This is a genomic window from Bradyrhizobium sp. LCT2 (assembly GCF_009931255.1).
Classification (GTDB): domain Bacteria; phylum Pseudomonadota; class Alphaproteobacteria; order Rhizobiales; family Xanthobacteraceae; genus Bradyrhizobium; species Bradyrhizobium diazoefficiens.
In genome coordinates this window covers 3023436-3036635 of record NZ_CP034432.1, presented here as the reverse complement: position 1 = coordinate 3036635, position 13200 = coordinate 3023436, and the positions used below count along the sequence as shown (strand labels likewise).

15 protein-coding genes are annotated in these 13200 nt (G+C 64.8%); 9 read left to right on the top strand and 6 right to left on the bottom strand.

The window, feature by feature from the left end; genetic code table 11:
- Positions 1-4: 4 nt before the first annotated feature.
- Positions 5-829, bottom strand: a complete 825-nt coding sequence (locus EI171_RS14815) for an aspartate dehydrogenase (RefSeq protein ID WP_161533714.1) — start codon at positions 827-829, stop codon at positions 5-7.
- 38 nt (positions 830-867) lie between these two features.
- Positions 868-1785: a LysR family transcriptional regulator gene (locus tag EI171_RS14810; RefSeq protein ID WP_028176218.1), complete on the bottom strand. Its 918-nt coding sequence runs from the start codon at positions 1783-1785 to the stop codon at positions 868-870.
- A gap of 153 nt (positions 1786-1938) precedes the next feature.
- Between EI171_RS14810 and EI171_RS14805 the strand changes: the two genes are divergently transcribed.
- The 5 genes from EI171_RS14805 (at position 1939) to EI171_RS14785 (ending at position 5778) form a co-directional block, all read left to right on the top strand.
- Positions 1939-3237, top strand: a complete 1299-nt coding sequence (locus EI171_RS14805) for an MFS transporter (protein ID WP_161533713.1) — start codon at positions 1939-1941, stop codon at positions 3235-3237.
- Between the two features lie 21 nt (positions 3238-3258).
- Positions 3259-4332, top strand: coding sequence for a tartrate dehydrogenase (locus tag EI171_RS14800; protein WP_161533712.1), 1074 nt, complete (start codon positions 3259-3261; stop codon positions 4330-4332).
- Positions 4333-4615: 283 nt separating this feature from the next.
- Positions 4616-5071 (top strand): Hsp20 family protein, encoded by a 456-nt coding sequence (locus EI171_RS14795; protein ID WP_011089311.1) that lies wholly within the window; start codon positions 4616-4618, stop codon positions 5069-5071.
- Between the two features lie 120 nt (positions 5072-5191).
- Entirely contained in the window at positions 5192-5509 is a 318-nt protein-coding gene (locus tag EI171_RS14790; protein WP_161533711.1) for a hypothetical protein, read from the top strand.
- 26 nt (positions 5510-5535) lie between these two features.
- The gene (locus EI171_RS14785) at positions 5536-5778 is read left to right on the top strand and encodes a hypothetical protein (RefSeq protein ID WP_051000309.1); all 243 of its coding nucleotides are present in this window, start codon (positions 5536-5538) and stop codon (positions 5776-5778) included.
- Between the two features lie 340 nt (positions 5779-6118).
- On the opposite strand, the gene EI171_RS14780 is transcribed toward EI171_RS14785, so the two are convergent.
- Positions 6119-7051, bottom strand: a complete 933-nt coding sequence (locus EI171_RS14780; protein ID WP_161533710.1) for a LysM peptidoglycan-binding domain-containing protein — start codon at positions 7049-7051, stop codon at positions 6119-6121.
- Between the two features lie 179 nt (positions 7052-7230).
- Positions 7231-7851, bottom strand: coding sequence for an ABATE domain-containing protein (locus tag EI171_RS14775; RefSeq protein ID WP_161533709.1), 621 nt, complete (start codon positions 7849-7851; stop codon positions 7231-7233).
- Between the two features lie 131 nt (positions 7852-7982).
- Here EI171_RS14775 and EI171_RS14770 point away from each other — a divergent pair, with 131 nt between their 5' ends.
- Entirely contained in the window at positions 7983-8834 is an 852-nt protein-coding gene (locus tag EI171_RS14770) for an alpha/beta fold hydrolase (protein WP_161533708.1), read from the top strand.
- A gap of 121 nt (positions 8835-8955) precedes the next feature.
- On the opposite strand, the gene EI171_RS14765 is transcribed toward EI171_RS14770, so the two are convergent.
- Entirely contained in the window at positions 8956-9675 is a 720-nt protein-coding gene (locus EI171_RS14765; RefSeq protein WP_161533707.1) for a hypothetical protein, read from the bottom strand.
- Positions 9676-9963: 288 nt separating this feature from the next.
- Here EI171_RS14765 and EI171_RS14760 point away from each other — a divergent pair, with 288 nt between their 5' ends.
- Complete coding sequence (locus tag EI171_RS14760; RefSeq protein ID WP_011089318.1) at positions 9964-10887, top strand: ABC transporter ATP-binding protein; 924 nt, start codon at positions 9964-9966, stop codon at positions 10885-10887.
- Positions 10884-11645, top strand: coding sequence for an ABC transporter permease (locus EI171_RS14755; RefSeq protein ID WP_011089319.1), 762 nt, complete (start codon positions 10884-10886; stop codon positions 11643-11645). The genes EI171_RS14760 and EI171_RS14755 overlap by 4 nt, the downstream gene beginning before the upstream one ends.
- Before the next feature lie 113 nt (positions 11646-11758).
- On the opposite strand, the gene EI171_RS14750 is transcribed toward EI171_RS14755, so the two are convergent.
- A complete protein-coding gene (locus EI171_RS14750) occupies positions 11759-12082 on the bottom strand; it encodes a hypothetical protein (RefSeq protein ID WP_161533706.1) in 324 nt (107 codons plus the stop codon).
- 327 nt (positions 12083-12409) lie between these two features.
- On the opposite strand from EI171_RS14750, the gene EI171_RS14745 reads away from it, so the two are divergent.
- Positions 12410-13189: a L,D-transpeptidase gene (locus EI171_RS14745; RefSeq protein ID WP_038966441.1), complete on the top strand. Its 780-nt coding sequence runs from the start codon at positions 12410-12412 to the stop codon at positions 13187-13189.
- The last annotated feature ends 11 nt before the right edge of the window (positions 13190-13200 follow it).

Sequence of the window (13200 nt, the reverse complement as noted above, 5' to 3'; positions counted from 1 at the left end):
AGGTTTACGTCCCGACACAGAGCGTGGCGCGCTGCTTGCGCAGCAGCGCGATCACCGACAGCGCCGTGATCAGCCCGGTCTTGGGATTTTCGGACGGGATATTCTCGATCGACATCGAGAAGCGCGCCGAATCCGCCTCGACCTCGATGCGGTGAACATTGCGCGTGACGGTCGGATCGGCCCAGATCTGCACGGAGGTGCGATCAGGCCCGACACCCGCGAGCGACAGCGCGACCGCGACGTTGAGATTGGCCGGGAAGCCTTTTGCGGCCTCGCGCGCCGTGCCCTCGAACAGCTTTAGCGGCTCGCGCAGCGTGTCGATGTCGATGTTGTTCTGAACGATGAAGGGCGCGCCCTTCAGCCCGTCGATCGGCTTGCGCGTCACCATCTTCACCGAATGAATGGTGCCGATCGCAGCGGCGTTGACGGCATCGAGCCCGATCAGCGCGCCGGTCGGCACGATGATGCGGCCGCCATTGGCACGGGCGAGATCGACGAGATCGAAATTGTCGAGCAGCCCGCCGACGCTGACGACGACAGCGGCCTTGCCGCGCTTCACTGCCGGCTCGACGATCGCGCGCAGCTGGCCGCTCGGTGCGCACTCGACCACGATGTCGGCGGCTTCACCGAGCTGGTCGATCGGCAAAACCTGCGGCGGGCTACGCAGGCCGTTGAGAAATGCCTGATGCTTGGCGGGATCGCGCACGGCGACGGCGGACAGTGTCAGCCCCTCGATGCCCTGATCGAGCGCGGCCGCGATCTTGGTGCCGATCGAGCCGAGGCCTGCGATGGCCACCCGCAATTCGCTCGAAGCTTTCTGATCCGTCATCACCTTCCACCTTCTATCCAAGCCAATGTCATAGCCCCTCAGGCCTCGCGCGCATAGCTGCGCAGGCGGGCCTCGAGCACCGCCAGCATGGCATCGCGGGCCGGATCGCGCGAGCCGCGCAGCCAGGCGGCGGCGAGCGGCAGCCGGCCGACCGGGCCGCTCTGCTTCGGCCGGAGCGGCACGAAGCGCACGCCCGATACCGCCATGCGCGTGGTCCAGCGCGGCACGATCGCGACCCCAAGCTTCGTTGCCACCAGATGGATGATGGTCTGCTTCTCGTCGGCGACCTGCACGATGCGCGGCGTTAGGCCGGCCTGCTCGAACAGCTTGATCGTGAGATCGTGGCTGTGCGGCCGCGAGCGGCGGTCCGGCACCAGCATGGCCTCGTCGGCGATCTGTGCCAGCGTGATCGACTTGCGCTCCGCGAGCGCGTGGCGCTGCGGGAACGCCACGATGGCGGTCTCCTGGAGCAGATCGCGGAATTCGAGCCGCTTGTCCGCGCTGTCGGGCGGGCGGACGAAAGCGAGATCGAGCGCGCCGGTCAAAATCTTCGGCAGCAGCCGGACCGTCTTGTCCTCCAGAAGCTGCACCGCGATGTCGGGATGCTTGTCGCGAAAATCGCGCAGCAGCGGCGGCAGCAATCCCGCCGCCGCGCTGTCGATGGCGCCGACCCGCAGCCGCCGGGCGGCCCCGGCACGCGAACGGTTGCGCAGATTATTCTCGACCGCCTCGACCTTGGCGAGGATGGCGCGGGCATCGCGCAAAAGCGTCGCACCGTCTTCGGTGAGCGACACCGCGCGCGTGGTCCGCGCGAACAGCCGCGTGCCCAGGTCCTCTTCCAGCAGCCTGATCTGGCGCCCGAGCGCAGACGGCAGCATCTGGAGCTGCTGCGCCGCATGGCCGAAATGCAACTGCTCGGCCGCCGCCACGAAGCATCGAAGCTGATGCAATTCCATCCAGGGTCCTCTCGCCTCTCCTCGCGAGGATTATATCATTTTTTTGTATAAACCAGCGCCAATTGAGTCCCCCCTTTCCTCCCGACTACGCTCGTTGCCGGCATGGACCTCCGGGTCCGCCGACACAACAAGCCGGAACTTGAGGAGGCCAGGGTGGCGAGCGAGATTCAGACGCGCGTGCTGCGCAAGATCACCTGGCGCATCGTTCCCTTCATCATGCTGCTCTACTTCGTGGCCTTCATCGACCGCGTCAATATCGGCTTCGCCTCGCTGACGATGAACAAGGACATCGGCCTGTCGCCCGCGGTCTACGGCTTCGGCGCCGGCATCTTCTTCTGGGGTTATTTCCTGTTCGAGGTGCCCTCCAACATCATCCTGCACAAGATCGGCGCGCGGATCTGGATCGCGCGGGTGATGATCACCTGGGGCATCGTGTCGGCGGCGATGGCGTTCGTGCAGGGGCCGACCGGCTTCTACATCCTGCGCTTCCTGCTCGGCGTCGCCGAAGCCGGTTTCTTTCCCGGCATCATCCTCTACCTCTCCTACTGGTTCCCGGCGCGCCAGCGCGCCGCGGTGACCGCGCTGTTCATGGCGGCAGCGCCGCTCTCCACCGTGCTGGGCTCGCCGATATCAGGTGCGCTGCTGGAGATGGACGGCCTGCTCGGCTTCAAGGGCTGGCAATGGCTGTTCGTGCTGGAGGCGCTGCCGGCCGTGCTGCTCGGCTTCGTCGTGCTGGGCTTCCTGACCGACCGCCCCGAGAAGGCGAAATGGCTCACTGATGACGAGCGCCGCTGGCTGGTCGAGACCATGAACGCGGAGACCACCAGCAAGGCCGCGACCGCGAGCCACAGCATCTGGCGCGGGCTTGCCGATCCGCGCGTGCTGGCGCTGGCGCTGATCTATTTCGGCACCTCGGCCGGCCTCTACACGCTCGGCGTCTGGGCGCCGCAGATCATCAAGCAGTTCGGCCTGTCCTCGCTCCAGGTCGGCTTCCTCAATGCGCTGCCGGCAACCGCCGCGGTCGTCGCCATGATCCTGTGGGCGCGGCATTCGGACCGCACCGGCGAGCGGACCTGGCACGTGGTGTGGGCCTGCCTGCTCGCCGCGGCCGGGCTCGCCTATGCCGGGCTTGCGGCCAGCGTCGTCGCCGTGCTGGTTGCGCTCGCGCTCGTCAACATCGGCATCTCCTCGGCAAAACCGCCGCTGTGGAGCATGCCGACGCTGTTCCTGTCCGGTCCCGCGGCCGCAGCCGGCATCGCCACCATCAATTCGATCGGCAATCTCGGCGGCTTCGTCGGGCCCGCCATGATCGGCTGGATCAAGGACCAGACCGGCAGCTTCGTCGGCGGGCTCTACTTCGTCGCCGGCCTGCTCGTTCTCTCCGCGGTCCTCACCCTGCTATTGTCGCGCGCGCAGACCGCGCCCGCCAAACCCGTCCCGCAATCCCACTGATCTCTCAAACGGAGCATTTCCATGCGCACCCATTCGATCGCAGCCATCCCCGCCGACGGCATCGGCCCCGAGGTCATCTCGGCCGGCGTCCGCGTGCTGGAGGCGCTGGCCAGGCGCAGCGGCGACCTCGCCTTCAACGTCAAGACCTTCGACTGGGGCTCGGACTACTACAAGAAGCACGGCGCGATGATGCCAGCCGACGGCCTCGCGGAGCTGAAGAAGTTCGACGCGATCTATTTCGGCGCGGTCGGCGCCCCCGACGTGCCCGATCACATCACGCTGTGGGGCCTGCGCCTGCCGATCTGTCAGGGCTTTGACCAATACGCCAATGTGCGGCCGACAAAAATCCTGCCGGGCGTCGCCTCGCCGCTGCGCAATGTCGGCGTCGGCGATCTCGACTGGGTGATCGTGCGCGAGAACTCCGAAGGCGAATATGCCGGCATGGGCGGCCGCGCGCACAGGGGCCTGCCGGAAGAGGTCGGCACGGAAGTCGCCGTCTTCACCCGCGTCGGCGTGACGCGGATCATGCGCTACGCATTCCAGCTCGCGCAGTCGCGTCCGCGCAAGTTCCTGACCGTCGTGACCAAGTCGAACGCGCAGCGCCATGGCATGGTGATGTGGGACGAGATCGCGGCCGAGGTCGCCGGCGAATTCCCCGATGTGACCTGGGACAAGATGCTGGTCGACGCCATGACGGTGCGCATGACGCTGCATCCGAAGAGCCTCGACACCATCGTGGCGACCAACCTGCACGCCGACATCCTCTCCGACCTTGCCGGCGCGCTGGCGGGAAGCCTCGGTGTCGCGCCGACCGGCAACATCGATCCGCAGCGCCGCTTCCCCTCGATGTTCGAGCCTATCCACGGCTCGGCCTTCGACATCACCGGGAAGGGCATCGCCAACCCCGTCGCGACCTTCTGGACCGGCGCGCAGATGCTCGAGCATCTCGGCGAGAAGGACGCCGCGTCACGGCTGATGACGGCCGTCGAGCGCGTCTGCGCGGCCGGTGTGCTGACGCCCGATGTCGGCGGCAAGGCGACGACGAAGGAGGTGACCGACGCCGTCATCGACGCGATCCACGGTTCGAACGTGTAGTGGGTTCAGCAACGCCGGCGCGCCGACCATGGTGGGCTCCGACGGCTATGCCGGCGGCGCCCGGCGCCTGACCTTGGTCGCAGGCACGACCCCTCCCTCCGCGAGGCGCGGGAGGGTCCAAAATTTTTGGCCTCCCTCTTGAAACCAAAACTGTGTTTTTTTATTTTTTCGTTGCCGCCGAGAGGTGGCGTCCCCGACGCCTCATGGGTCGGGAACGACTGAGACGGGCACCGGTCGTGTCCGGTGCCGCTCGTATCCATTTTGCTCCTTGGAGGATTTGGCTATGCGCACTTACGACTTCTCTCCCCTGTGGCGTTCGACCATTGGCTTCGACCGCCTTTTCGACCTCGTTGAAACGGCACAGCGCGCCGGCGAGGACAATTATCCCCCCTACAACATCGAACGCGTCAGCGAGGATCGCTACCAGATTTCGCTCGCGATCGCGGGCTTTTCGCCCGACGAGGTCTCCGTGACTGCCGAGCAGAATGCGGTGATCGTCGAGGGAAACAAGGCGGACAAGGCCGAACGCGAGTATCTCTACCGGGGCATTTCCGCGCGGCCCTTCAAGCGGCAGTTCAACCTGGCCGACTATGTTCAGGTGCAGAGCGCCGCGTTCGAGAACGGTCTGCTCAAGATCGAACTGATCCGGGAGATTCCTGAAGCGATGAAGCCGCGGCGAATTGCCATCAATGCCGCGCCGTCCGGCACCGTGCATCAGCTCGAAGGCAGAGCCGCCTGATTTTCGTTTTGTCGGAGACCTGGTGATCCCGCCTGATCGTCGGGCGGGATCGACCGCGGCCTTCGGCCGCGTACCCCAATGCAAACAGAGGTTTTAGCGAAAGGAGAAGGAGGACCTCTCATGATCGATCATGCTGACAACATCATCGACCTGAACGCAATACTGCACCCCGGCTCTGTCTATGCTCATCCCCGCGACGTCGTCGAGGATCCCGCTCTGTCGATCGGCGAGAAACGAGCGATCCTCGCGTCCTGGGCTTCAGACGCCGCCAGCGTTGCCTCAAACCCGGCGCTGAGAGAACTGCCGGGCTCGGACAAGCCCGTCACCATCGACGAGATTCTGGACGCGCTCGCGATGCTGGACCACCATCCAAAGGGTCCTCCGGGCGGCAAGCCGGTCCGCACGCGGTCCATCTTGCGAACCGGTCTCGCAGCCTAGGCAACGACCGCTCAAGGGGGATTGCGATGATGATTGATGAAGAGCTGGCCTTGCTGCGCGCACACCGCAACAACATCGGCCGTTACCAACGATTGCTCAAGACCGAACTGACGGAGGTCGAGCGGCGGTTCATTGAAAGGCGCCTGTCCGAGGAGCGTTCCGCGATCGAGAAGCTTGCAGCCTCTGCGTTTCCCCTCACCCTTCGAGCTCCAAAGAGGGCGATCGGGAAGGCAACCATGCTCATGACGCAAGCTGACACGGCGAATTGAAATGTCCGATAACCTCCCGACCTTCGAAATGTTCTTGAGAAGATATGGCCGAAGGACATGGCGCTGGCGTGTCTGCACGACCGAAGGTCACCTCGTCATGCACGGGTCCGAAAATGGCCGGCCTGCGGCGAAATATGCGGCGGAAAGGGCATTTTTTCTGATGCTTCTCGCCGCGCCCTATCGACCGGCGAGCCAAGCTTCCGCCATAGCTCGCTCGTCCTTGGCGACACCAGCACCAAGACGGCTGCCGCGGCAGCGGTTGCGTGAATGACAAGGCAACACACGGAATGGCGCTCGGCGTCAGGCCACGTCCGTCCCGGCGATCTCCGCTGCTAACCGCTTACCGCCGCGCCGGAGGCGGCGGCGGCGCCAGCGCTGCCGTCGGCTCGGGCGGCGTCAGATGGCGCGGGACGACGATGGACTGGCCGGGCGTGAGGGTCGCGTTCTCTGCAAGCGAGTTGCTCTGCGCGATCGACCACAGCGGCACGCGATTGGCTGCGGCGATGCTCTCCATGGTGTCGCCGCGGCGTACCGGCACTCGCACGCCGGAGTCCCACAATTCCACCAGCGTATTCGCAGGCACGAGATAGCGCAGCGGCACGGCATCGCCCTGGGCCTGCGCGGGAATGCGCGGCAACTGCGTCACCATCTCGACGATCTGGCGATGGATGTCGTCGGACTTCTCGATGTTGATGTGCGAGACGCGGCTGTTCTCCTTGAGATCGTAGCTCGCGTAATGGCCGCGATAGCCGGGCACGGCCACGACATCGCCGCCGCCGAGCACGCTGTCGGACAGGAAGATGTTGATGAAGCGCTCGACATTGAGCGGCACGTCGCCGGTCGCATGCGCGGGATCGATAGCGATGACGAGGCTGATCGGGATGTTCTCCTTGGCCGCCATCTCGGAGATGACGACCGAGCACAGCCCGCCCATGGAGTGACCGATCAGCACGATCGGCGCCGGCGTTTCCTTGTAGCTGGAGATGGCACGATCGCCGATCCATCGGCAGATGGTGAATTCGTAGACATCGGCGGAAAAGCCGGCCTTCGTCAGCTTCTCGCCGAGCCGGTCCATGCCGGTCGAGAAGATCGGCCCCATGGCGCCACGGAACAGGTAGATCTTCGGCGGCGGCAGCGGCTCGGCCGGCGGAGGCGGCGCAACGGGCGCGGCCGCGGCAGGCTTTGACTTGGCGGGTGAGGCAACGGCCGCACCGGTGCTCAAGGCGAGCAGCGCAACCGCTGCCAGCACGAGGATTCGCCTTGGATCAAGCATCAGTCCAGCAGTCCCACCACGGAAGGCAAACGCCGTCCCCCGGTTGCTTAGTGACCACCGATTGGGTGGAATTTGGGGCACCGAACGCGGTCGCGACACGCGGTCCCCCCATCAGGAGCCCGTGATCTGCCGGACGCGCCCCAACAAGGCAGCACGAAGCCACCACCTGCCTGCCCTCGTCACTGCCTGCTCTTGAGCCGATTGCGGTGTGCGGCCTGCTTGGCGCGGTTGCCGCAGACCGCCATGATGCACCATCGCCGCGCGCGCCTGCGGGTGTGGTCGGCGAACAGCATCGTGCAGTTGTGGCCCTCGCACGCCTTCACGTCGGAAAAGTCCTCGTCGCAGACGAACGTGGCCAAGGCCTCGCCGACCGGCAGCAGCAGGGATTCGGCCGAGCGCCAGCGCCGCTTCGTTTGCAGCTTCAGAACGCCGCCGACATCACCGTGTCCCGGCTCGATCTGGCGGAATGACTCCTCGCGCTCCAGCAGGCCGTTCAACGGACCGAGTTCGCGCAATGCATCCGCCGTGAGCGGCCGGCCGGCATGCTCCAGAACGAAACCGCGAAACCATTCGCGCAGGGCACGCGCCTGATCCGCGACCTCATCCAGCTCACCCGGCGCCGCGCGCGCCTTCAGTGCGTGCAGTTCATCCGCCGGCACCAGCTTCGCCTGCTCCAGCCAGTCGATCAGGCCATCGCCATCGTCGATCCAATCGACGGGCGTATCGACCGGCGTCGCCACCGAATTCAGGAAATCAAGGCCAAGCGAGTCGGCGATGAACATGGCGGGTGGGCGGTCCATGAGCGGTCCTTGGCCGGTCTGAAGAGGCAGGGCAGAAGTAACCTGATAAACACCAATTGACAAGTTATTCGCCAACGAAGTAACCTTATTAATAACATTAAACAGGTTACTTGGACGAACGGAGACTGGCTATGGCCCCGACCACCTATCGCACCGCAGACGTCGATGGCTTCAAGGTGTTCTATCGGGAGGCCGGCACTGCTGGCGCGCCAAAGCTGCTGCTGCTGCACGGCTTTCCGAGCGCCGGCCACATGTTCCGCGATCTGATCCCGCTGCTCGCGGACAGGTTTCACATCGTGGCACCGGACCTGCCCGGCTTCGGCCAAACTGACATGCCCTCGCGCGAAACCTTCCGCTACACGTTCGACAACATCGCTAAGGTGATCGAACGCTTCACCGAGGTGATCGGCTTCGATCGTTTCGCGGTCTACGTCTTCGACTATGGCGCGCCGACCGGCTTCCGGCTCGCGCTGAATCACCCCGAACGGATCACGGCGATCATCTCGCAGAACGGCAATGCCTATGAGGACGGTCTCAGCGACGGCTGGGCTCCGATAAAGGCCTATTGGCAGGATCCTTCGCCCGCCAACCGTGAGGCGCTGCGCGGCTTGCTCACGCCGGACGCGACGCGTTGGCAGTACACGCACGGTGTCCCCAATCCGTCCCTGGTGTCGCCGGACGGGCAGAACCTCGACAATTTCTACCTGGCTCGACCGGGCTCGGACGACGTGCAACTCGACCTGTTCGGCGACTACAGGAGCAACGTCGCGCTCTATCCGTCATTCCAGGATTATTTCCGCACCTACAAACCACCGTTCCTGGCCGTCTGGGGCAAGAACGATCCGTTCTTCATCCCGCCCGGCGCCGAGGCGTTCGAGCGCGACAATCCCAACGCAGTGGTTCAGTTCTTCGACACCGGACATTTCGCGCTGGAAACGCACGCGAGGGAAATCGCGGAGAGCATTCGCGCGTTCTTGGGATGACGATGTGAGCGCGCAATAACGCGCGTCCGCTCACTTCCGCTCTTCGCGATCTCTGAGCTTGCCGGTCAATGCAGAGAGACAGCAGCGCGGTCGAACAACACGGCTCGCCGCGCAAAGCTCCTCAGTTCCGCGGCGCCGCCGCCGCTGCCGAGCGCGCCTGCCGGGGGGCACCGGGTTCGACCGCAACCGGTGCCGCGGGCGCGCGCGAGCGCATGATCGCGGCGTCGATCTCGGCGATCACGCGGCGCTGGATCGCCTCGTTCTTGTCGATCGAGATGTGGCCGACGCCGGTGCCGCGCACGTCGACATTGTCGAGCTTGCCGCGCAGGCCGGCCGCCGGCCGCACCGGCTCGCCGGGACCATCGCCGATATAGATGTTGATGTAGCGTTCGGCGCCGGTCGAGAGCCTGGTCTTGAACACGGAATCGAGGCCGATCGCGAGCTTCACGGGCACGCCGAGCTGGTTGAGCTTGGCGATCATGTCCGGCAGCGCGGTCGCGCCCGAGGAATGGCCGACCAGGATGATTGTCTTGATGCGGCCGGCCCTGTAGGCGGTCGCAGCTTCATTGGCGAGTGAGGACCAGGAGACGAAGTTCGCGACCGTCACCGGGATGCCCTGCGCCTCGAGCCGGGCGCCGATGGTGTCGAGCCCGAGCGAGAAGATGTTGAGCACGCCACGGAGCAGGTAGACATGCGTGGTCGCGGCCGCGGCCTGGCTCGGCGCCGCCCTTGCGGTGGTCGGGCTCATGGCGACAGCTGACAGCAGGAGCAGGCACATCGCCCACACACGGATGGCGGGCAATTGGCTGGCGCCGGCGGTGTGACGGCCGTTCGGTCTCATCGATGGTTTCCCTGGGGACAATACGCTTTGCGATTGGCCGGAATCGTAGCCACGGCCTGCTCGCAGACGCAACAAAGAGCCGCGTGAGCGACAATCTTAGCAGCAAGCCGTGACCATCGCGCAACACTTGCCCGAAACCTGCCACCGAAGGGCCTGTTTTGAGACCATTTTTCTCCGGCCAATTGCGACCGGGCAATGGCATTCCTATCTCAGGGCACCGCTGACCGGCCCGCCCGGGCGGGTTCCAGCTCCATTCCCCAGCCTTTCCCCCTCAGACTTGCGGCCATCATGTCTTCCATCATTTCCGTCGCCAATTTGTCGAAGACCTATGGGTCCGGCTTCAAGGCGCTCAAGAACGTCAATCTCGATATCAAGCGCGGCGAGATCTTCGCCCTGCTCGGGCCGAACGGCGCCGGCAAGACCACGCTGATCTCGATCATCTGCGGCATCGCCAATCCGAGCGAGGGCCGCGTTCTCGTCGGCGGCGAGGACATCCAGACCTCCTACCGCAAGGCGCGCTCGCTGATCGGCCTGGTGCCGCAGGAACTCCACACCGACGCCTTCGAGAGCGTCTGGGCGACCGTGAGCTTCTCCCGCGGCCTGTTCGGCAAGCCGAAGAACCCAGCCCATATCGAGAAGGTGCTCAAGGACCTCTCGCTGTGGGACAAGAAGGACAGCAAGATCATCACGCTCTCCGGCGGCATGAAGCGCCGCGTGATGATCGCCAAGGCACTGTCGCACGAGCCGCAGATCCTGTTCCTGGACGAGCCCACCGCCGGCGTCGACGTCGAGCTGCGCAAGGGCATGTGGGAGGTGGTGCGCACGCTCCAGCAGTCCGGCGTCACCATCATCCTCACCACGCACTACATCGAGGAAGCCGAGGAGATGGCCGATCGCATCGGCGTCATCAACAAGGGCGAGATCGTGCTGGTCGAGGACAAGGCGACCTTGATGCAGAAGCTCGGCAAGAAGCGGCTGACCCTGCACTTGCAGAACAAGATCTCCGCGCTGCCGGAGAGCCTTGGCCATTACGAGCTCGACCTCTGCGATTCCGGCGCGACGCTGGTCTACGACTACGACACCAAGGGCGAGCGCACCGGCATCACCAGCCTGCTGAGCGACCTCCGCACCGCCGGCATCCGCTTCAACGATCTCGACACGACGCAATCGTCGCTCGAGGACATCTTCGTCGACCTCGTGAGGACGTCATGAATCACCGCGCCATCCGCGCCATCTATCTGTTCGAAATGGCGCGCACCTGGCGCACGCTGCTGCAAAGCATCGTCTCGCCGGTGGTCTCCACCTCGCTCTATTTCGTGGTGTTCGGCGCCGCGATCGGCTCGCGCATCAGCCAGGTCGAGGGCGTCAGCTACGGCACCTTCATCGTGCCGGGCCTGATCATGCTCTCGGTGCTGACGCAGAGCATCGCCAACGCCTCGTTCGGCATCTACTTCCCGAAATTCACCGGCACGATCTACGAGATCCTGTCGGCGCCGATCTCCTATTTCGAGATCGTACTCGGCTATGTCGGCGCCGCCGCGACCAAGTCGATCATCCTCGGCCTGATCATCCTGGCCACCGCCGGGCTCTTCGTTCCATTGCATATCCACCATCCGGTCTGGATGCTGGCCTTCCTGGTGCTGACGGCGGTGACGTTCAGCCTGTTCGGCTTCATCATCGGCATCTGGGCCGACGGGTTCGAGAAGCTGCAGATGATCCCGATGCTGGTGGTGACGCCGCTGACCTTCCTCGGCGGCAGCTTCTATTCCATCGACATGCTGCCACCCACCTGGCGCACGGTGGCGCTGCTCAACCCGGTCGTCTATCTGATCTCCGGCTTCCGCTGGAGCTTCTACGAGATCGCCGATGTGAGTGTGGCCGTCAGCATCTGCATGACGACGGCGTTCCTGGTGATCTGCCTGGTCGCGATCTGGTGGATTTTCCGCACCGGGTACCGGCTGAAGAATTGACCCCTGTCGTCATTCCGGGGCGTGCGAAGCACGAGCCCGGAATCCATTGTGCGACAGAGCTGGTGGATGAATGGATTCCGGGCTCGCGACTTCGTCGCGCCCCGGAATGACAATCACCGATAGCAATGGAAGCGGTGATAGCCGTCATAATACCCGCGGCAGTGACGGTAGTGACGGTGGGGAATGCCCAGCACGCCCTCGACCGCGCCCACGGCGCCGCCGACACCGGCGCCGACCGCGCCCCCGACCACACCGCCCACCGGGCCGGCAATGCGGTTGCCTTCATGGGCGCCTTCCTGGGCACCGCGCACGATGCCCTGGGCATGGCCGGCTTGCGGCAGCGATAACAGCGCGAGCAGGATGGCAGCGGCTGCGAAAAGCAGGCGGACTGGTAAACCGGCCGGCAATTGCGCAGCGGCGATACGGACTTTGTTCATCTTCGAGCCCAAGGGAAATACAAGAGGTCAACGGCGGCGAAAACCGCCTGTCAGGTAGGCCATGTTCAACGCCCGGAGCGGCCAAATGGTTGCGCCTTTGTGACGAATTGTCGGCGTCGTGAACGCATCTCCGCTCGCGAAAATGTCAGCATCGCCGCGGGCGGCGCGGCACAAAGCGGCCTTGCTTACATCAGGCATCACGTTAACGATGGCCGGGCCGGCTGCTGGAACGAAAGCCGGATTGCAGGCATAGTGCACGCCGGGGGACGGAGAGCCGCGGCGCTTAGCGTGAACAGGCCGGAGGCCAGAACTCAAATGCGTTTTCAGATGCGTTCGTTTTTCATTACTTTCACCTCCCTGCTGCTTTTGAGCGCGGGCACCGCGCAGGCCAAGGTCGAAATCACCATCGACAAGGACAATCAGCAGATGACCGTCGCCGTCGACGGCGTCGCGCGCTATCACTGGCCGGTGTCGACGGGCATTCCCTCGCGCGAGACGCCGAACGGAGCGTTCCGCACCTTCCGCATGGAAGAGGACCACTACTCCAAGGAATTCGACGACGCGCCGATGCCGCACGCGATCTTTTTCACCAAGGTCGGGCACGCCATTCACGGCACCGACTCGGTCGGCCGTCTCGGCACGCCGGCATCCCATGGCTGCGTGCGGCTGTCGCGCCAGAACGCATCGACGCTCTATGCGCTGGTGCAGCAGCAGGGCGTGCTCAACACCACGGTGACGCTGACCGGCTCGGCGCAGGTGGCGCTGGCGCGCAATCCGCGCGGCCGCACCAACAATGCGGTGGCACGCGCACCGCAGCCTGCGGAAGAGCAGTACGCCACATCAGGCGATCCCGTGAATCTGACGCCGCCGGCGCAGCCCGCCCGCCGCTACATGCCGCAGGACGACAATTACATCTACCCTGCCGACGGCAGCGACACCGGTGCGCGCTATCCGGCGCCGCGTCCGGCCAGCCGCCCGCTCTATGACGCGCAGGTCTATCAGCAGCAGCCGCAGCAATATTACAATCAGGGCTACGGCCAGCAGGGCTACTATCAGCCACAGCCCCGCCAGTACTACCAGCCGCGCGGCTACTACTATCAGAACTGACGCTACCTGAA